Raw genomic sequence first — 20915 nt, 5'->3', positions numbered from 1 at the left:
TTTGAAATTTATTTCATGATGAATTCCTTCACTTTGTTTAAATAAGGCGTTAAGACCATATCTTCACTAAAGGTCGGAACAATTGTTCGAATGGCATCGTAAGTTTCTTTTCCTTTTGGGGATAATTTCTCTTTACAACCCAACTGATCAATAGCTTGAATCAACGTGACCAATTGAATGGAAATAACTTCAAAGGAATTTTCAATTACTTTTTTCGTCAACAAAGCAGCATTGGTTCCCATGCTGACAATATCTTGATTGTCTTTGTTGTTGGGAATGCTGTGAATGTACATGGAATTGGATAACGTCTGATTTTCAGCCGTTGTTGAAGTCGCAGTAAATTGCGCTCCTTGCATTCCAAAGTTGAATCCTAATTTCCCTAAATTCACAAATGCAGGAAGCATTTCATTCAAGGAAGGATTCAATAAATAGTTCAATTGACGTTCTTGCAACATACTCAATTTTGTAATGGCAATACGCAATTTGTCCATTTCAAAGGAAACATAATCTCCATGGAAATTTCCTCCATGGTAGACATTTTGTGTTTCAATGTCCACAATCGGATTGTCATTGGCGGAATTGACTTCCTCAATCAAAATCTTTTTCGCGTTCTCGATGCATTCGTAGATTGGACCTAAGATTTGCGGCACACAACGGATCGAATAGTATTCTTGCAATTTGTCTTTGAAGATGCTTTCTTGATTTTTTCCATTGTACAAATGCTCTTCTCTTTTGCGGATCAATTGACTTCCACTTAGAAAATCGCGCATTTTGGTTGCCACCACTTGTTGACCCGAATGGCGTTTCGTAGCATTTAAGGTTTCGGAAAGGTGATCATCATAAGCTGCCATGATTTCATTGATCAAAGCCGAACAAGAAATCGCCCAATCAAACAATCTTTCTGCATAAATCAAATTCACGATACCAATTCCTGACATGATAGAAGTTCCATTCATCAAAGCCAAACCTTCGCGTAAATGAACTTTCAAAGGTTCTAGCCCTTCTTTTGCAAAGACTTCTTGGGTTGGTTTCTTAACACCTTGGTGATAAACTTCGCCTTCACCGATCAATGCTAAAGCCAAATGGGCCAATTGAACCAAATCTCCACTTGCGCCAACGCCTCCATGTTGGTAAATGACCGGATAAATATCGCGGTTGATCATTTCCTTCATCAATTGAATTGCGGTAAGATGAATTCCAGACCTTCCCAAAGAAAGTGTATTCATTCTCGCCAGCATACTTGATTTCACATACAACAAGGGAAGTTCTTCTCCCATTCCCGTACAGTGACTACGAATTAAGTTATATTGAAGTTGAATTTTTTCCTCTTCATCTATTTTATATTGAGCCATCGGTCCAAAGCCCGTATTGACCCCATAAATTATTTTATTTTCAGCGAATTTTTGTAAAAACTCATAACTTTTTTCCACTCTATCTTGAAGGGAATCAGTTAATTCTACTTTGTCATTGCCAAACAAAACGCCCTGAAACTCTTTCAGGGATATCATACCATCTAATTGAATCATACTAAATTAGGTTTTTTTAGTAGAGTGCCGACAAATTTAAGAATATCTAACTAAATTTGGTTGAAAATTAAGACATAAACGATGAAAACAGAAAACGTTGACGTTTTGGTGATTGGCGCAGGCCCCTCTGGCGCGGTTGCAGCTTCCATTTTACACAAGAATGGAATTAAGGTGAAGGTTGTCGAAAAACAGAAGTTTCCAAGATTTGTGATTGGTGAGAGTTTAATCCCTCGTGTGATGGATCATTTTGATGAAGCAGGATTCATTGAAGGTGTCTTAGAAAAGAATTTTGAAAAGAAATTTGGAGCGCGATTTTTACGTGGCGAGGAAGTTTGTAATTTCGATTTTAGCCAAAAGTTTTCCGAAGGTTGGGATTGGACTTGGCAGTTGCCTCGTGCGGAATTTGACAAAACCTTAACCGATATTTTAGAAAGTCGCGGCGTCGATATCGAATTTGAAACTGGAGTCGAAAACGTAGAATTTCATGGAACAGATTCTATCACCACCGTAGTAAATGCAGAAGGAACCAAGCAAATTCATGCAAAATTCATCATCGATTCAAGCGGATATGGTCGTGTGTTGCCAAGGTTATTGGATTTGGATGCACCGAGTGTTTTGGATCCGATGGCAGCAATTTTTGTTCATGTCAACGATAAAAATAGACCAGAAGGAGTAGAAGGAACGCAGATTACCTTTGATGTCCTTTCACAGAAAAATTGGTTTTGGGTAATTCCTTTCTCAGATGGCGTTTCTTCGTTAGGATTGGTTAGTCCGAAAGAATTTTTGGAGTCTATCGAAACCGATGACTTAACCGAAACCTTTCACAACATTATCAATCAATCTGACTATTATAAAGAACGATTCAAAGGAGCTGAATTTTTATTTGAACCCAAAAAAATCGTTTCCTATTCGGCAGCAGTGAAAAAATTATACGGTCCCGGATTTACCTTAACAGGAAATTCGGCAGAATTTTTAGATCCGGTTTTCTCATCGGGCGTTTGTTTTGCAACCGAGTCGGGAGCTTTGTCCGCAAAATTAGCCATCAGACAATTAAGAGGCGAAACGGTGGATTGGGAAACCGAATACGAACAATACATCATGTATGGAGTCAATGTATTTCGTTCCTATGTGAAAACATGGTACACAGGTGAATTGCAAAAATTATTTTTCCATCCAGAAGTAAACGAAGATGTCAGACGTAAAATTTGTGCAGTTTTGGCGGGTTATGTTTGGGATAAGGAAAATCCATTTGTTGCCAAACACGATCGAGCGGTTCAAGCCATTGCCCATGTATTGATTTGATGAATTTTCCTCTTAAATATTTTGTTTGTGTTCTAATTCTTTTCGTTTTTTCTGCTTGCGCGAATTTGAAGAATATTCCGCAGGTTGCAGTAAATGAAAGTTTAAATTTTGAACGAATTGAAATTGACAAAGATGCTTACCTAGTTGGAAACAATCGTTTTCAGAAGAATCCCTTTGGAATTTGGGAATTGTATTTAGAAGGAAGTCCTTATGAGCGCGGAATTGCCAATGGGAAATTAGCCGAAGAATACATTTATAACCAAGAAAAAGTCTTTGTGGATCGCGTAAAAGAATTGGTTCCTTCCAAATTTCAACAAGGTTTGGTTCGCGGATTTTTGCGCTTTTTTAACCGAAAGTTGGACAAACACGTAACAGACGAATACAAAGAAGAGATTTTTGGAATCTCGCAGTATACTTCCAAAGAATTTGAATTTGTGGCTCCCAATTATTGGCGAACCCTCTATTTTCATGCCGCACACGATATAGGACACGCCTTGCAAGATTTGGCTATGGTGGGTTGTACGTCCTTCGCAGCTTGGGGAAATCAGTCGGCGGATGGGAAATTGATTTTGGGTCGAAATTTTGACTTTTATGTTTCGGATGAATTTGCCGAAAACAAAATCATTGCCTTCATCAATCCTACCGATGGACACAAACATGCGATCCTTACTTGGCCAGGAATGATTGGCGTTGTTTCAGGAATGAATGAAAAAGGCTTGACGATTACGATTAATGCGGGAAAATCATCCATTCCATTGGTGGCGAAAACCCCGATTTCTATTCTGGCAAGAGAGATTTTACAATATGCCTCCAATTTTGAACAAGCGATTGAGATTGCTAAAAAGCGCGAAGTTTTTGTGGCGGAATCCATCATGGTGGGAAGTGCAGAGGATGGATCTGCGATTTTGATTGAAGTTTCACCCAAGAAAATGGATGTTTTTCAAGTAGAAAATTCAGCCGAATTATTGGTATGTTCTAACCATTTCCAAAGCAACTTATACGAGACCGACAAACGAAATCTAAATGCCATCCAAAATTCCCATTCGCAATATCGATTTGATCGTATGAACGAATTGGTAGAAAAAAATCCGCCAATTACACCTGAATTGGCAGCCGAATTTTTGCGTAACCAAAATGGTTTGAAAGATCAAAATATTGGGATGGGAAATGAGAAATCCATCAATCAACTTTTATCACATCATGGTGTGATTTTTCAACCAGAAGATCGTTTGATGTGGGTTTCGGCCAATCCTTTTCAATTGGGAGCTTTCGTCGCTTATGATTTGGATGAGGTATTTCAAAAAATGGAAAATTCAACGAAACCTTTGACTTTATATGTGGACTCTTTGACGATTGCGGAAGATCCTTTTGTGCATTCGCTGGAATTGAAAAACTATGAAGAATTCAAGAAGAAATTACAATACATCCAAGAGAAAATCAATACCAAAGAAAAAATAGAAGCGTCGGATTTGATTCATTTTATCGAATTAAATCCCGAATTTTGGAAAGCGCATTTTATGGTGGGCGAATATTATTTTGTCCAAAAAGAATATGAAAACGCATTGATTCATTATCGAAATGCCTTGGAAAAAGAAATAACGACTGTTCCTGATCGTGAATTTTTGCTTAAGCGAATTCAAAAATCAGAACGAAAACTAAACTAAAGAATGATCAATTTACCTGAAATAGAAACCCAATCGGAATTTGAAATTGAACGATTTCAAGAACAAGAATTGAGAAAACAATTGTTGTATCTAAACGAGAAATCACCTTATTATTCGGCTCTTTTTGCGGAAAACGAAATCGATATATTGGACATCAAAACCATTCAAGATTTGGCCAAAATTCCCGTTACAACCAAAGATGATTTGCAGAAACACAATGATCAATTTCTTTGTGTAGACCGAACCAAAATTGCCGATTATGTGACAACTTCGGGAACTTCAGGTGATCCGGTTATGATTGGTTTAACCGATTCCGATTTGGATCGTTTGGCCTACAATGAAGCACTTTCGTATCAGTGTGCGGGTTTAAGCGAATCCAGTATCATTCAAATGACCACCACCATAGATCGTCGATTCATGGCAGGATTGGCGTATTTTTTAGGTGCTAGAAAAGCAGGAATTGGAGTTGTTCGCGTAGGTTCTGGAGTTCCAGAATTGCAATGGGATACCATTCAAAAAGTAAAACCTGACACTTTGATTTGTGTTCCTTCTTTTTTGTTGAAGATGATCGAATTCGCGGAAGAAAAAGGAATTGACTATCGTCATTCAAGCATCAAAAAAGCAATTTGCATTGGCGAACCTTTGCGAAATCCAGATTTTTCGGACAATGTTTTGGCTACAAGAATCAAATCGAAATGGGATATTGAATTGTATTCAACCTATGCTTCTACCGAAATGGCGACCGCTTTTACGGAATGCAGTCATGGAAAGGGAGGTCACCTACATCCGGAATTAATTATTTGCGAATTTTTGGATGATCAAAATCGGCCCGTTGCAGCTGGAGAACCAGGCGAATTGGTGGTGACGACATTGGGGGTTGAAGCAATGCCGCTTTTGCGCTATAAAACAGGTGATGTTGTGCAGGCGTTTTATGAACCTTGTGGCTGTGGTAGAACGACCATGCGATTAGGACCCTTGATTGGTCGCAAACAACAAATGATCAAGTACAAGGGAACTTCTCTTTATCCGCCTTCCTTGCAAGATTTATTGAATGATTTTGAAGAGGTGAAACATCATGTGATTGAGGTTTATTCAAGCGAAATCAATGAAGATGAAATTTTGGTCAAGGTATTTTGTATAGAAGAATCCGAAGAATTGCAAGACAGAATTAAAGACCGATTTCGAGCGAAAGTTCGGGTAAGTCCCAAAATTCAATTTATTGCAGAACAGGAAATTATGCGCATAAAATTTCCTGAAAACTCAAGAAAAAGTATCACATTTGTAGACAAAAGAAAATCAAATTTATAACAAAGAATACTATGAAAACAAGACTATTTTTAACCTTATTTGCGGCATTTACCGTGTTGGTTTCTGCTCAAAAAATGAAATTTGAATCGGGTGATTTAACATTTTTAAAAGGTCAAACCGAATTGAATGTGGAAATGAATTTTGACAAAACTACTTTCTACAATGAGAAAATGTCAGAAGAAGAATACATTGCCAAACGAACCAAAGAAATTGGGGATGATAAAGGAAAGGCTGAAGCGGACAAATGGTTGACCGATTGGGAAAAATCCAAAGGTGATTTTGGCGACAAGTTTATCGCTTCTTTGAATAAAAATTCCAACATCAAAGCGGCTAAAAATTCAAGTGCACAATATACCGTGATTGTGGAAACGACTTGGATTTATCCAGGATGGTTTGCAGGTGTCATGAAGCAACCAGCAAAAGTGAGTACACTTTTAAAGTTTGTTGAAACAGCAAATCCAGGAAAAGTTTTGGCGGTGATCAATAGTCAAAATGCTCCGGGTGATGGGAATTTTGTGGGTGTTGCCAACAACAATGACCGTATTGCGGAAGGATATGCCAAAACAGGAAAAACTTTGGCTGGAATGGTCAAAAAAGGAATGAAATAAAAATATACTATCTACAAATATAAAGCCGGAAGTATCCGGCTTTTTTTATTGTCCACAGTGTTGCATGTACAAATTATAAAGATTGAAATATGGGACATAGGAACGTTTTTCCATGACTTCATATTCAATCATTTGTCGTTGGTCTTTCGGATAAGACTTTATCAGCTGTCCTTCTTCTTTTGTAAAGGATGAGAAGGAATTTTTTAAATCTTCTATAAAACCAGAGGAAATGGTTTCAAGATTTTTCATGAAATAGGGACAGTTACGGAAGGCTTGTTCGATCGCTTTTTTTGCATGGTTTTGATGGGTATCAAATTTGTAGATTTTATGGGGTAAATAGAATTGATAGGCATAATCTTCATTTTCAAATTGAAAATATACATCGCTCCATGAACTTCTTTTATAATTTTGCCAAGTAAAAAATCCGTACAATTTCAATTTTCCTTCTTTCAGTAAAGGCGCCCAAATTTTTCGGTTAACGGTATCCATACGTATGGACTCTTTGTTTTCGTCTAAACTTGGACGTATGAATTGAAGAGTTTGGTAGGTGCTGGAAGTTCCGTCTGGATTGTTGACGATAACAAAGTCTATGGAATCATCTGGGAATTGCTGTTGTTGCCCATCGTCATAGTTTTCTTTGTAGGTAATTTTCTTCAGAACCGTTGGGAAATTGGCATATCGTGATGCCATGTCAAAGGTTGAGGTTCCGGTAAAATATTTTGAGCCTTTTTCGTCGGATTTTGATTGTTTGTCACTTTGGGCAAACTCGTCATAAATCCAACCTTTGAGGGTTTCGCCATTTTTGAAATGGATTTCAGCTTTTTGAAAATCGCGCTGGATTTGTCCAAATGAACAAAGTGAGATAAGTAGAATAAGGGTTAAAAAGATTGTTTTCATGGAATGAGAAGAATGTTGTATATGTTTCAAATATAAGATTCCGATGGAAATTTTCTGGAAAATACTTTCAGTTTTTCTCTGATAACGAATCTTCTAGCCCCGATAGCAGTGGAAATCCTTTTTGAGAATTCAAAAAGATTGCAACGTATAGCGGGAATAGCTCCAAAAAAATAGAATTTCTGAAAAATTAAATCTAGATTTCTTTAGCATTACGCGCGGATTATTTTTAATTTTGCAGCTTCAATTCACACTTTTTATACATAGAAAATCATGCAACAACAAGCTTTATTATTTTCAACACGTTCAAGCGAAGGTTTGGCTCAGAAAATTGCCGATCATTATGGCGAGAAATTGGGAAATTTGAAAATCGTTGATTTTAGTGATGGCGAATTTCAACCTGCTTTTGAACAATCGGTACGTGGTGCACGCGTATTTTTAATCGGATCGACTTTCCAGCCAAGTGATAATTTGATGGAGTTGTTGTTGATGTGTGATGCTGCAAAACGCGCTTCAGCAGATAAAATTACAGCAGTGATTCCTTATTTTGGGTATGCGCGTCAAGATCGTAAAGATGCTCCTCGTGTTCCAATTGGAGCGAAATTGGTTGCTAAAATGTTAACGGCTGCAGGTGCGACTCGTGTAATGACGATGGATTTACACGCTGATCAAATCCAAGGATTTTTTGAAATTCCAGTCGATCATTTGTATGCATCAACGATTTTTATTGATTACATCAAAAGTTTGAATTTGGATAATTTGACGATTGCTTCTCCGGACATGGGTGGTGCAAAACGTGCCAATAACTACTCCAAACATTTGAATGCCGATATTGTGATTTGTCACAAGGAACGAAAAGTTGCCAATCAAGTAGAAAATATGTTGTTGATTGGAGACGTGGAAGGGAAAAACGTCATTTTATTGGACGATATGATTGATACAGCTGGAACTTTGGCAAAAGCATCTGAATTAATTATGGCAAAAGGCGCAAAAAGTGTACGTGCTGTTGCTACTCACGCAGTCCTTTCTGGAAGCGCCTATGAGCGAATTGAAAACTCTCCTATGGTAGAAGTGGTTGTAACAGATAGTATTCCGTTAAAAAATAATTCGGTTTCTAAAATAAAAGTATTATCTTGCGCGCCACTTTTCGCTGATGTGATGCATATGGTACATGACAGAAAATCAATTAGTTCGAAATTTATCATTTAAAATTTTAGACGATAATTTTTGATTTGACGACGAAAACGAGAAGTTTTAAAACTATTAACAAATAAATAATAACAAATGAAATCAATTACAATTCAAGGTGTAAAAAGAGAAAGCGTGGGTAAAGCTTCGACGCGTACCTTACGTAATGCTGACCAAGTACCTTGTGTTGTTTATGGTGGAAATGAACCTTTGCATTTCTCAGTAGATGAGAAAGCTTTCAAAGGGTTGGTTTATACACCGGAAGCACACACTGTTAATTTGGAATTGGCTGATGGAACTAAAGTTGCTGCAATTTTGCAAGACATTCAATTCCACCCAGTAACAGACAAAATCATTCACGCTGACTTCTATCAGTTGAGCGATGATAAGCCTGTTACAATCGAAGTTCCTGTACGTTTAACAGGTCGTGCTCGTGGTGTGGTAAACGGAGGGGTTATGCGTTTCAATATGAGAAAGTTGAAAGTAAGAGCTATCCCTGCAAACTTACCAGACGAAATCGTAATCGATATCACGTCTATGCGTATTGGACATAAAAAATATGTTGATTCAATCCGTAACAACGATTACACCATCCTTCACCCAGATAACGCGGTTATCGTTGCGATCAGAACGTCTAGAACGGCTGTTGCTGATACTGATGATGATGAAGATGAAGAAGCAGCAGGAGATGCTCCAGCAGCTGAAGCAGCATCAGAAGAAGGTGCAGAATAAGAATTTATTCTTCTATACAATAGAGACTCCGGCTTTACAGTCGGAGTTTTTTTTATGTGGATAGTTTCCGCAAATCTCTTACTTTCGCTTTATGAACGAATTGTTTTCAGACGAATATTTTATGCGCAAGGCATTGGACGAAGCTCATGCAGCTTTTGAGCGAGATGAAATCCCTGTAGGTGCGATTGTAGTGTCCAACAACAAAATCATAGCAAAAGGACATAATCTTACTGAAACCTTAACCGATGTGACGGCTCATGCTGAAATGCAATCCATCACAGCCGCTGCCAATTATCTAGGTGGAAAATATTTGATAGATTGTACCTTGTATGTGACACTCGAACCTTGTGTGATGTGTGCAGGAGCTTTGTATTGGAGTCAAATTTCCAAAATAGTCGTAGGTGCGCGAGATGAAAAAAGAGGATTTCTACAAGCAGGTGTGAAGTTGCATCCCAAAACAGAAATTACATGGGGAATTATGGAAAACGAATGTTCAGAGTTGATCAAGGTGTTTTTTAGACAAAAGAGGTGATATGTTTTCAATTAGTTTAAATCTCTTTTGAAATAGCATTACTAAAAATAAAAAGCTGATTTTACAAAAAGAGATAAATAATTGAACTTGTTTAAACTTTTAACAAGATAAGAGCAAAAGCGAGATAATGCCAATTTAACCAAGAAGAATCTAAAGAATCAAACCTGATTAACAAAGTTCTAAAACTGTCGATCCAAGCAAAAGTTCTTTCATTGACAAATCTTTGGTCGTAAATATCTTGGTTGAAAAACCGCTTCTTTCCTCTTTTCTTTGTTTTCCTATTGCGCTTGTTTTCAACAATATTGGCATACATCTTTCTTCTGTGAATGGCTCTTCTAAGTTTCTTAGAATCAAAAACTTTGTCTGCATTTTGAATGCTATTCTCTACACAAATCCCACGGTTTTTCAAATCTTTCATCATTTGTGCATATTGTGGAACTATTTGGTACAAATCATTATGATTTCCACTAATGATACCGCCTGAAGCAATAGGAATACCCTTTCCATCGGTCATAATCAAAATATTGGAAGTTCTTCCTTTCTTGTGATGTTGATAATCAACACTCTGCGCTGATTTTTTAACCAAGGTGTGGGTGCCGTCAAGGTTCAATTTTTCGGTATCTAACTTATCTTTTTGTATTTCCAGATAGGATTCAAACATTTCTTTAAAAACACCTTTTTTTACACCAATGGGAACTCGTATAAAAATGATGATTGATCTGCATACGCTTGCAAGTCCAACTTTAAAATCAACATCAGAAGTCCATTATCTTCAATCAAATGATTGGGAAATTTCATTAAAAGGCTACAATGGATTTCAGGACACTCAACTTCTTGATTTTGAAGGAGAAGTAATATTCATCAATTTTTGGGGAACTTGGTGCGGACCTTGTGTCTCGGAAATGCCCAGTTTGCAAAAATTATATAAAGCCAAAGGGAAAGAAATGAAATTTGCATTTATTGCTATGCAGGATAAGCCGGAAAAAATCAATTCATTTATAAGGAAAACAGGTTATACGATGCCGATCTATGAAGTAAATGCTAAATTTTCTTCAGAGATTCATCCCAAAGCCTACCCAACTACTTATATTTTAAATAGAAAAGGAGAAATGGTACTTTTTGAGCGTGGAGCGGCGGATTGGAATGCACCCGACGTTCATCATTTACTCGAAAAACTAATTGCAGAATAATCGACTTAAAATAGGATGGGAAAGTGTTGGTAACTATGACATTTTACCATAAATACACGGATTTTTGAAGATTTTATAAGATTTTATACATCAAAATTTAGTATGATTGCATTTCTCTTAAACTAAATTATTAATCATGAAATTAAAATTTTCAGGAATCTTATCCTTTTTTGTCATCATTGTATGGGCGCAAACTCCTTATTCGACAGGGCTGATAATGGATGATAAGGCTTATGATAATACTCCATTAAAAGCACGAAATGTAGGATTTCAGGATGTCGTAGCCGACATCACTTCTGTATCGTTAAAAGAATTTGTTCCAGAAATTAAAAACCAAGGCTATTATGGAACTTGTGTGGGTTGGTCAACTGCCTATTATGGAAGATCAATTCTAGAGTCTAGAATGAATAACTCTAAATCAGATTCGAAACTATTTTCTCCACTTTTTACCTATATGCAATCCAATGTGGATGATGATTATAATTGCCAAGGTGGTGCTTACATTAATCGAGCTTTAAAATCAATGGTAGAGGATGGTTCGGCTTTTTTTTCCGACTTTGATGATTCCTGTGGAGATGAAATCTCAACTTCGGTGGTAGAAAAAGCAAAAGAATATCGGATCAAAGATTTTACCCGATTGTATGGTGCATCTGAATCAAAAGAAGTGAAGATAGAATCCGTCAAAAGATCATTGGCAAACGGCAATCCGGTCATCATAGGCTTTCTAGTAGAAAACGCATTTTATTATGCTAAAAACCTATACGAACCAGAAGAAATGGGAGTAGGTGGCCATGCGATGTGTGTTGTGGGGTATGATGATGATAAATACGGAGGGGCATTTGAGATCGTAAATAGTTGGGGTACAGACTGGGGGAATTCAGGATATATTTGGGTTCGATATGATGACTTTGTCAACTATACACGGTATGCATTTGAAATGATTCCACAAACCAAAGTGGAAAAGCGAAATTTAGCAGGAAAACTGAAAATGATGCTGCAAGACGGTTCAGAAATGACCGTTACGAAAGGAAATGGAGGCTATGGTAAATCCGTTTTAGGTTGGCAAGAGGTAGTAGTGGATAAAGAAATTCAAAGTGCTGGGGACTATCAGACACAAAAAACATTTCCGGAAGGGACAAGATATAGAATGTATGTTGAAGTAGAGAAACCAAGCTATGTATATGTTTTTGCCGCGGATTCAAATGGACAGAACGGCATTTTATTTCCTCATGATAAAAACATAAGTCCGTTTATTAATTATGACAATACGGAAGTCATCATACCTGGAGAAAAACATTGGTTTCGATTAGGAGGACAAGTTAATTCCGACTATTCCATCGTCCTCTTTTCAGAAGATCGTATTGAGGTGGAAGAAGTTAAAAATCAACTGGATACTTTAGATGGAGATTTATTGGACAAATTGTATCTTATCTTCAAAGATAAACTGATTGCAAAAGAAAACATCAAATTGTCCGAAGGCGAAATTGCATTTGAAGCCACGTATTCTTCGGGATCCATGGTGTTAATGTTGTTAGAAATCAAACGTAATTAAATTGGAATGAAAAGCAGTTTGCTTATTCTCGCTTTCTTTTTAACTGGTTGTGCGATTTTTTCTTCTGACCCAAAATTCAAAACGTCTGAAACTATTTCGCGTCAACTTCTCACAAATGAACGATTTTTTCAGTTTGTCGGAGAGGCCAGTGCTTTCCAATTAGAGAATTCAACGAAAATAGACCTGCTTGAAATCCATTCAGTGTTAATCGAAGGCACGAAAGACTCGATGAACAAAGCAGTTTTGATTGGAGAATTCTCCGAAAAACAAGTTCAATTATTTTGCCAGACGATTATAGACGATAAACTCTATGATTGGGATTCTATTTCTCTATCTAAAACCGAATTTAAACCCAAATACCAAATTCGAATTTTTAATTCGGACCAGTATTTTAGTTTTATGTACAGTCCTATGACCAATCAATTTAGTAGAATCAGTCTCTCGGAAGGCCAAGAAGTCATTTTCGTTAAACCGGAATTCAAGTCAAAATTCGAATCTATAATTAAATAAATCATGAAACTTTATTACAATTTTTTTTTAATTCTATTAATTATTGGTGCAAATACACAAGCGCAGCTACGTGTTTTTTCCTGTGGATATCAAGGATATCAAACGGTCGAACAAGCAGATGATTATAGCGATATTTGTGAATTGTATAATTCGGTACATTCCGGAGAGAAATACGAGGAAGCGCTTTTAAAAGTAGAGCAAATTTTGGATAAAGTAGGACTGTTCCGGAATTTTGAAGTAGAAGAATGTGGAGGTATAAATAATGCAATTGCCGTAACGATTCCTTTAAAAAACGGAGATTTGGATCGTTATATTATCTATGACAATTTGTTCTTTCAAAAAGTAAAAGATGCAACCAACACTGATTGGGGACTAATCAGCATTTTGGCACACGAAATTGGTCACCACCTAAACGGGCATACACTTACAGGGGCCGGAAGTACTCACCAGACCGAATTACAAGCCGACGAATTTTCAGGATTTGTTTTAGCAAGAATGGGTTGTAGTTTGAAAGACGCTCAGTCAGCCATCGATAAAATGCTACCTGAAAAAGGGTCATCTACGCACCCAGAAAAATCCAAACGACTACAGGCGGTTGAAAAGGGATGGAACCGAGGGAATGGGAAAAGTATAAAAGTAGAAGAAATTAAAGAAGAAGTAATCGTCCAAATTATCGAAAATAAAATTTCTGAGGAGGATGTAAAAGACGTGATTGATGCTGAACAAATTTTGGCGCAGTACATAAAAGCAATTGGTGGGCAAGAAGCAATCAGTAAAATAAAAACGATGCAAACCAAACAGACAACTACTTCTCATATAAAAAATACCCTAGGTCTCACAACTACCGAAACGAAAGACGACATCGTTTACCTTCGTCCTTCTTATTTTTTTAACAATAGCTCTTCGGGTGAAATGCTTGGCCTTGGGGGGAAGGTTTACATGAAAAAGCTAAATGATCAATGGGCTGAATATGAAAATCCAGAAGCCATTCCCGGTTCCAAATCTGATGGAGCAAGTGCCAGTTATGTAAAAGAATTTGCTTATTTGGTAAATAACACGGACATCCGATTTGAAGGGATTAAACAACTAGACGGAAAAGAAGTTTACGTGTTAAAGTTGCCTACAAAGGAGGTTTCGAATGAAGGATTAGTGGTTGTTGAAATTGATTATTTGCGTTATTATGATGTGAAAACCTCCTTGCTAATTGCGACAGAAGAAATTTGGAAATACGTTGCACTATCATCTGATCCTATGATTTATACCACGTATTATTCCGATTACCGAAATGTGGATGGTGTATTATTTCCTTTTAAGCAACATAAAGTGATGAATATTCCTTCCTATAATTTGGATGAAACATTACAAATTGAATCCATGAAAACCAATGTTCCAGTAGATGCTTCTCTGTTTACCATTGAAAACAAAGAGACATATGTACAGTCAGAGGTAGTAGCGGATATTGCTGTTGGTTTTAGTGAGTATTCGAAAGGAAATAAAATGCTTTATGATGCCACTACTTGTAACGAAGGTTTTGAAATTGTAAAAAAAGCAGCTGAATCAGGTCTATCGATCGCCTTCAGTGATTTGGCAGCGCTGTATAATCGTAATAAAATGAGATTTTACTATTGCCACAAAGTGGCTCCTGTAGATGATGAGAGGAAGATTTTTTGGAATTTTAAATATATAAGAAATGTAATTGGAAGTTATTGGGCAAGTCCAGATGTCATAGATAAATCAACTTTTAAGTATGTGATCAATCCAAGCGTAAAATCTATCAAATCTTCTGCAAAAGTCGCCGGAGGTTTAACCAAAGGACAACAGGAGTTTTTAGAAGTCATTGATTTGATTTCGGCCAACAAGAGTGATGAAGCCTTAGAAAAATTAAAACAATCTGCGGAGTCAGGATTTGTCGATGCCCAATTTGCGTTAGCGCGACATTATCTTCTGAAAATGAATATGGAAGAGCGAATGAAATGGCTTAAAAAAGCTTCTGACCAGAAAGATCCAGAAGCCCTATTGGAAATCAAATATTAAAATGAATCGATAAGAAAGCAAAAAAGAACTTTTCAAAATTTGAAAGGTTCTTTTTGTTTTAACCCATGAATAATGCTTTCAGCTCGTGTGCGTCCTTTGGGTCTAATCTTCCCGCCAAAATCAAACTCAATTGTTTTCTTCGTAAAGCTGCATCAAATCGTTCGATTTCTTCTTCGGTTTCAGGTTTTATTTGCGGAACTTCTGTGGGTTTGTTACATTGGTCAACCGCCACAAAGGTGTAGATTCCATTATTGGTTTTAATCATCACTTGTTTGACAGGGTCATCAATCCAAACATCGACATAAACTTCCATTGAAGTAGAAAAAGCACGGGTTACTTTTGCTTCCAATTTCACAATGCTTCCCAAAGGAATGGGTGTATTGAACGAAACGTGGTTCACGCTTGCTGTTACAACTTGGTAACTTTCGGAATGGCGTTTTGCCGCAATGGAAGAAATTCGGTCCATACGCGCCAATAATTCACCTCCAAAAAGGTTGTTCAACATATTGGTTTCGCCTGGTAAAACCAAATTGGTTAATACAGCCGCTGATTCTGAGGGAGTTTTGATTTTTGATTTCATGAAAAAAGACCTTTTGCGGCGCAAAGGTCTTTAAATTATCTCGATAAACAAATTGTTTAGTCTTAATCTTTTAGAGATAGAACCCAAGATTCTGGAAATTCTTCACCCAAACTTCTTCTGTATTCCAAAGCTTCTTCTTTGGTTGGGAAAGTTTGCAAAGCAACATAATAAAAACTTCCCTTTTTCTGAGTCATTTTCGCAGCTTCAAATCCTTTTTCTTGCAATTTCGCTACCGAATTGTTGGCTTCTTCCAACTTTCTGAACGAACCAACAATCATTTGGTAATCATGAATAATCGCTTCTTCTTTTACCGCTGAAATTTGTTTTTCAACAACCTTAATTGGTTCCGCAAAAACAGCTTTGGTGGCAGAAGCATCTGGATTCAAAATAGGTGATACAAACCCACTCCATTGTTGATTCACAAAGTCAGTTACAGGTTTTGGTTTCCCAAAATACAAATAACCTCCCACCAAAATAGGAATAATCGAAGCGACTTTCCACCAAACAGCAGAAGAACTTTCTTGGTTTTCAGTGGTTAAGACATATTGTCCTTTAACCTTATCCAAACCAAACGACTTCAGTAAATAGTTTTGGGAAGATGGTGTGAAATTTAATTGATCATTTTCTGTTTTTGAAAAATTTCCAAGTCCCTCCAAATTCAAGGTTGTATTTTTGTTCAAATGGTTTTTCCAAAATTGAACCATGCTTTCAATTTCTTCTTGAGCTTTTTCAAATGAAATTCCATTTTTCGTCGCCACTTCTTGAATCAATAACCCATCATTTTTGATCAAAGATGGGTTAAAAGCCAATTCTTTTTTTGGTGGTAAAAAAATTGAATTTTCAGGTTGATAAATCGATTGAACTTTTTGAGCGATAAACGCACCAAATTCTGGCACAATCACACAATCGTGCTGAAACAATAAGGTTGAGATATACTTTTCCAAATTCATACTTCAAAAGTACGAAGTTATTCCCATAAAAATCCGTCAAGTAAATAAATTGTTAATAAACTTTTCTTAACTTAGAAAGATGAACCCTAATTTACTACCATTACTTGCATTGACTTACGTTCCAAGATTGGGTCCAATAAACCAACGGAAAATTTTAAAAACGGTTGAAGCCGATCAGATTTGGCATTTAAGTCCAAAGGAATTGAAAGCGATTTTTCGAAATCGAACTGATTTGATTCGTTATTTCCAAACGAACGAATGTTTTGCTTTGGCACAAAAAGAAATGGATTATTGCGAAAAGCACGGCATTGAAATCCTAAGCTATCAAGATATTTCGTATCCCGAAAAATTAAGAAATTGTTCTGACGCTCCTTTGGTTTTGTTTAAAAAGGGCAATTATAATTTTGATAATAAGTTGCATATCGGAATTGTTGGAACACGCCAAATGACTTCGTATGGGAAAAAATTTATTGAGAAATTAGTGGAGGATTTGTCCTCTCAAAACATTGCTTTTGTAAGTGGTTTGGCTTATGGTTGTGATATTGAAGCGCATCGAAATTGCCTGAAATATCAAATTCCCAATCTTGCAGTTTTGGCACATGGGCTCAATCGAATTTCTCCTGCACCTCATAAAAAGGAAGCGAAAGAAATCTGTGAAAACGGGGCATTATTAACCGAATATTCGACATTTCATAATGCTGAACCTTTGAATTTCGTCCTTCGAAATCGAATCATTGCTGGTCTTTGCGATGCGGTAATTGTGGTGGAATCTGATAAACGCGGTGGTGCTTTGGCGACAGCGAATTATGCCAATTCCTACAATCGGGAAGTTTTTGCTGTTCCGGGTAGAATTGAAGATCGGTTGAGTTTTGGCTGTAATGAATTGATTCAAAGTAATCAAGCCTATATGATTCGTGATGCCAACGATTTGTTGAATTATTTCAACTTGAAAATTAATCCGAAACCTATTCAAAAGGAATTATTTATTGACCTAAATTCCGATCAAGATTTGGTATATCAGTTTTTGGTTAAATCAGGAAAAAAGCACATTGATGAAATTGCTCTAAGTCTTCAAATTCCTTTGTACAAACTGAATTCGGTATTATTAGAATTAGAATTAATGGGTTTGATAAAGCCATTTTCGGGAAAATTGTATGGGTTAAATTAAAAAAAATGAAATTTTTGCATGAGATTTTTGAGGAAAATGTAAATTTGATAAAATCAATTTCAAGTTTTATATGGAGAAAATCATTCATGATTTCATGGCAGAAGTGGGAAGAAGAAATCCCCATGAGCCAGAATTTTTACAAGCTGTTCAAGAAGTAGCGGAAACCATTTTGCCTTATACCTTAAATAAGGATATTTACCACGGACAAAATCTTTTGTTACGAATGACTGAACCAGAAAGAACGATCATTTTCCGAGTTCCTTGGGTAGATGATAAAGGAATCATTCAAGTGAATAGAGGATATCGAATTCAAATGAACTCTGCGATTGGACCCTATAAAGGTGGATTGAGATTTCACCCAAGTGTGAATTTGAGTATTTTAAAATTTTTGGCGTTTGAGCAAACCTTTAAAAATGCCTTAACTACTTTGCCAATGGGTGGTGCAAAAGGAGGATCTGATTTTGACGCTAGAGGAAAGTCAGATGGCGAAATCATGCGTTTTTGCCATGCTTTCATGAGCGAATTGTATCGTCATGTGGGACCAAATACAGATGTTCCAGCAGGTGATATTGGAGTTGGTGCTCGCGAAATTGGGTATATGTTTGGAATGTATAAAAAACTTCGAAATGAATTTACCGGTGTGATTACTGGAAAAGGAATGTCTTGGGGTGGTTCTTTGTTGCGTCCTCAAGCTACTGGTTTTGGAGCTGTTTACTTTTTGAAAGCCATGTTGGCAACAAAAGGTGAAGAAATAAGAGGGAAACGAATTGCAGTTTCAGGTTTTGGAAATGTGGCTTGGGGAGCTGTAACCAAAGCGGCTGAATTGGGTGCGAAAGTTGTGACTTTGTCTGGTCCAGATGGACATATCTATGATGAAAATGGAATTTCTGGGGAGAAAATTGACTTCATGTTGGAGCTTCGCGCGACCAATAATGATGTGGTAAAACCTTATGCTGAAAAATATGGAGTTCCTTTCTTTGAAGGAAAATCTCCTTGGATGCAAAAAGTTGATATTGCGATGCCTTGTGCTACCCAAAATGAATTGCATTTGGCTGATGCCGAAATGTTGGTAGCCAATGGAGTGCAATGCGTAGTAGAAGGAGCCAATATGCCAACTACGCCAGATGCTATGGAATATTTTAAAAAGCATAAAATATTATTCTCACCAGGGAAAGCTTCCAATGCAGGTGGAGTCGCAACTTCTGGTTTGGAAATGTCTCAGAATTCATTGAGAATAGAATGGACGGCTGATGAAGTCGACCGAATTTTAACCAAAATAATGACCGATATTCACGATTCTTGTGTGAAATATGGAAAAGGAGAAGATGGCTACATTGACTATGTAAAAGGAGCAAATATTGCTGGTTTTGTCAAAGTTGCCGATGCAATGCTTGCGCAAGGAGTAGTGTAAATTCAATAGAAATAAAACATCAATCGTCTCATTTTGGGGCGATTTTTTTTGGAATTTTGATTCATGAGAAAGTCAATTCAATCCAAATCTAATTGACCTTAAATCAGAAAATATCCGTAAATTTCACCTTCAAATAACATACACATGAAACAATTTTTAACCCTAATCTTTCTCTTATTTTGTGGGTGGTTGTTCTCCCAAGATTTGGTTTTGATCAAATTTGAAGACAAACCCAATGCTCAACATTTTTATGATAATCCATTGGAAATGTTGACGCAGAAAGCGATTGATCGTCGAGCTAAATACAATATTCCCTTCAATTTACAAGATGTTCCGGTGGAACCATCCTATGTCACTCAAGTGGAAAATTTGGGTGTAACGCCTATTGCGGTTTCCAAATGGTTCAACGGAGTCTTTGCTTGGGTAAGCAATGCTCAGGTTAGTCAATTGGAAGCCTTGCCGTTTGTGTCAGAGGTAGAATCATTCGTTCGGGTTGATGGGCCGGAAGTCTATAACCCACAACCCGATAAATTTGCCAATGAGCCTATCGGTACTATTGGAACAGATGGTGAAATGGATTTTAACTATGGAGTTACGGATGAACAAGTAAAACAACTCAAATTGGAGTACCTTCATAATTTAGGTTTTACAGGTGAGGGAATTACCATTGCCGTTATGGATAACGGATTTCCTGGTGTGAATAGTTTAGGAGCCTTTAGTTACATTCGAAACAATGGTCAAATTAAAGGGGGATACAATTTCATCGAGAACAATGAAAATATTTATGCGCGTGGAACTCATGGAACCATGGTTTTATCGACCATTGGTGCCTATATTGAAAACCAATACGTAGGAACTGCTATCGATGCAGATTATTATTTGTTCATCACCGAAAATACCGATCATGAATTGCCAGATGAAGAAGTTCACTGGATTTCTGCAGCCGAACGCGCGGATTATTTAGGAGTTGACGTAATCAACACCTCTTTGGGGTACAATGAATTTGATGATCCTCGCTACAATTATGTGTACGAAGATATGGATGGTCAAACAGCTTTTATTACACGAGGTGCTCAAATTGCAGCTGAAAAAGGAATTATGGTCGTGAACTCAGCGGGAAATTCAGGAAACTCTGCATGGCATTATATTACAGCTCCTGCCGATGGAGTTGATGTATTTACCATTGGAGCCGTGGATCAATATGGGATTTCGGCTGGATTTTCTTCTTATGGACCAAGTGCAGACGGACGTATAAAACCCGATGTTACTGCAAGGGGTCGCGATGCTGCCATCATTCGTGTCAATGGAAATATTGATTATTCCAACGGAACTTCGTTTTCGTCGCCTATCATGGCTGGAGCGATGGCTTGTTTCATTCAAGCAAATCCCGAAGTTTTGCCATCTGATTTAAGACAAATTGTTCGTCAGACCGCTAGTCGATATACCAATCCAACCAATCAATTAGGCTATGGTATTCCAAATTTTGAATTGGCTCATAACTCTTTGATGTCGGTGGTGGATATAGATTCGAAAAATAACGTGGTTGTTTATCCGAATCCAACTTCAGGTTTGATCAATATTCAATCCGACAAAAACATTCATTCTTTGCAATTGATTTCAGTTGAAGGGAAAATAGTTCGAAAAATGAAAGCTATATCAGAGTTGAATATCCAAGATTTGCCCAATGGAGTTTATGTGTTGAAGGTACAATTGGAAAATGGTCAACAGGTAATAAAGAAGATTATTAAAAAATAATCAGACATGAA

General features: G+C 37.0%; 19 protein-coding genes. 14 read left to right on the top strand and 5 right to left on the bottom strand.

Translation table 11 applies throughout. The annotated features are described in order from the left end of the window. Positions 1-8: 8 nt before the first annotated feature. A complete protein-coding gene (flxA, locus tag ABID46_RS04765; RefSeq protein WP_354507608.1) occupies positions 9-1526 on the bottom strand; it encodes a flexirubin biosynthesis tyrosine ammonia-lyase FlxA in 1518 nt (505 codons plus the stop codon). Between the two features lie 81 nt (positions 1527-1607). On the opposite strand from flxA, the gene ABID46_RS04760 reads away from it, so the two are divergent. From ABID46_RS04760 to ABID46_RS04745, 4 genes are all read left to right on the top strand, one after another. Next, on the top strand, positions 1608-2828 hold the full coding sequence (locus tag ABID46_RS04760) for an NAD(P)/FAD-dependent oxidoreductase (RefSeq protein ID WP_354507606.1): 1221 nt from the start codon (positions 1608-1610) through the stop codon (positions 2826-2828). Positions 2829-2893: 65 nt separating this feature from the next. Then, a complete protein-coding gene (locus ABID46_RS04755; RefSeq protein ID WP_354507604.1) occupies positions 2894-4492 on the top strand; it encodes a C45 family autoproteolytic acyltransferase/hydrolase in 1599 nt (532 codons plus the stop codon). Between the two features lie 3 nt (positions 4493-4495). After that, on the top strand, positions 4496-5800 hold the full coding sequence (flxY, locus tag ABID46_RS04750) for a flexirubin biosynthesis putative acyl-CoA ligase FlxY (RefSeq protein ID WP_354507602.1): 1305 nt from the start codon (positions 4496-4498) through the stop codon (positions 5798-5800). A gap of 11 nt (positions 5801-5811) precedes the next feature. Next, positions 5812-6408 carry a hypothetical protein gene (locus ABID46_RS04745; protein WP_354507600.1) on the top strand — a complete coding sequence of 199 codons (597 nt, stop codon included), beginning with the start codon at positions 5812-5814 and terminating at the stop codon, positions 6406-6408. A 45-nt stretch (positions 6409-6453) separates the two neighbouring features. Here ABID46_RS04745 and ABID46_RS04740 read toward each other — a convergent pair whose 3' ends face one another. Beyond that, on the bottom strand, positions 6454-7305 hold the full coding sequence (locus tag ABID46_RS04740) for a hypothetical protein (RefSeq protein WP_354507598.1): 852 nt from the start codon (positions 7303-7305) through the stop codon (positions 6454-6456). A 270-nt stretch (positions 7306-7575) separates the two neighbouring features. On the opposite strand from ABID46_RS04740, the gene ABID46_RS04735 reads away from it, so the two are divergent. The 3 genes from ABID46_RS04735 (at position 7576) to ABID46_RS04725 (ending at position 9754) form a co-directional block, all read left to right on the top strand. After that, complete coding sequence (locus tag ABID46_RS04735) at positions 7576-8511, top strand: ribose-phosphate pyrophosphokinase (protein WP_354507596.1); 936 nt, start codon at positions 7576-7578, stop codon at positions 8509-8511. Between the two features lie 75 nt (positions 8512-8586). Beyond that, positions 8587-9222, top strand: a complete 636-nt coding sequence (locus ABID46_RS04730; protein WP_354507594.1) for a 50S ribosomal protein L25/general stress protein Ctc — start codon at positions 8587-8589, stop codon at positions 9220-9222. A gap of 91 nt (positions 9223-9313) precedes the next feature. Next, positions 9314-9754 carry a nucleoside deaminase gene (locus ABID46_RS04725; RefSeq protein WP_354507592.1) on the top strand — a complete coding sequence of 147 codons (441 nt, stop codon included), beginning with the start codon at positions 9314-9316 and terminating at the stop codon, positions 9752-9754. A 91-nt stretch (positions 9755-9845) separates the two neighbouring features. Here ABID46_RS04725 and ABID46_RS04720 read toward each other — a convergent pair whose 3' ends face one another. Then, positions 9846-10415: a transposase gene (locus ABID46_RS04720; RefSeq protein ID WP_354507590.1), complete on the bottom strand. Its 570-nt coding sequence runs from the start codon at positions 10413-10415 to the stop codon at positions 9846-9848. Between the two features lie 46 nt (positions 10416-10461). On the opposite strand from ABID46_RS04720, the gene ABID46_RS04715 reads away from it, so the two are divergent. The 4 genes from ABID46_RS04715 (at position 10462) to ABID46_RS04700 (ending at position 15040) form a co-directional block, all read left to right on the top strand. Further along, entirely contained in the window at positions 10462-10944 is a 483-nt protein-coding gene (locus ABID46_RS04715) for a TlpA family protein disulfide reductase (RefSeq protein ID WP_354507588.1), read from the top strand. 136 nt (positions 10945-11080) lie between these two features. Next, the gene (locus ABID46_RS04710; RefSeq protein WP_354507586.1) at positions 11081-12496 is read left to right on the top strand and encodes a C1 family peptidase; all 1416 of its coding nucleotides are present in this window, start codon (positions 11081-11083) and stop codon (positions 12494-12496) included. Between the two features lie 6 nt (positions 12497-12502). Continuing rightward, positions 12503-13006: a hypothetical protein gene (locus tag ABID46_RS04705; RefSeq protein ID WP_354507585.1), complete on the top strand. Its 504-nt coding sequence runs from the start codon at positions 12503-12505 to the stop codon at positions 13004-13006. A 3-nt stretch (positions 13007-13009) separates the two neighbouring features. Continuing rightward, positions 13010-15040, top strand: coding sequence for a hypothetical protein (locus ABID46_RS04700; protein ID WP_354507583.1), 2031 nt, complete (start codon positions 13010-13012; stop codon positions 15038-15040). A 58-nt stretch (positions 15041-15098) separates the two neighbouring features. Here the strand turns inward: ABID46_RS04700 and ABID46_RS04695 are convergent, their stop codons facing one another. Next, complete coding sequence (locus ABID46_RS04695) at positions 15099-15620, bottom strand: acyl-CoA thioesterase (RefSeq protein ID WP_354507581.1); 522 nt, start codon at positions 15618-15620, stop codon at positions 15099-15101. 62 nt (positions 15621-15682) lie between these two features. After that, the gene (locus ABID46_RS04690) at positions 15683-16570 is read right to left on the bottom strand and encodes an HU domain-containing protein (protein ID WP_354507579.1); all 888 of its coding nucleotides are present in this window, start codon (positions 16568-16570) and stop codon (positions 15683-15685) included. Positions 16571-16649: 79 nt separating this feature from the next. On the opposite strand from ABID46_RS04690, the gene dprA reads away from it, so the two are divergent. The 3 genes from dprA to ABID46_RS04675 all read left to right on the top strand — a co-directional run bounded on the left by dprA (position 16650) and on the right by ABID46_RS04675 (position 20904). Further along, complete coding sequence (dprA, locus tag ABID46_RS04685; protein ID WP_354507577.1) at positions 16650-17738, top strand: DNA-processing protein DprA; 1089 nt, start codon at positions 16650-16652, stop codon at positions 17736-17738. Positions 17739-17808: 70 nt separating this feature from the next. Further along, entirely contained in the window at positions 17809-19149 is a 1341-nt protein-coding gene (gene gdhA, locus ABID46_RS04680; protein ID WP_354507575.1) for an NADP-specific glutamate dehydrogenase, read from the top strand. A 144-nt stretch (positions 19150-19293) separates the two neighbouring features. Continuing rightward, positions 19294-20904 carry a S8 family serine peptidase gene (locus ABID46_RS04675; protein ID WP_354507572.1) on the top strand — a complete coding sequence of 537 codons (1611 nt, stop codon included), beginning with the start codon at positions 19294-19296 and terminating at the stop codon, positions 20902-20904. Positions 20905-20915 lie beyond the last annotated feature (11 nt).

Origin of the sequence: Moheibacter stercoris, from assembly GCF_040545805.1 — a bacterium.
In the GTDB taxonomy this organism is placed as follows: domain Bacteria; phylum Bacteroidota; class Bacteroidia; order Flavobacteriales; family Weeksellaceae; genus Moheibacter; species Moheibacter stercoris.
Note: the sequence above shows the minus strand (reverse complement) of the source record. Positions and strands in the feature narration are given on the sequence as shown.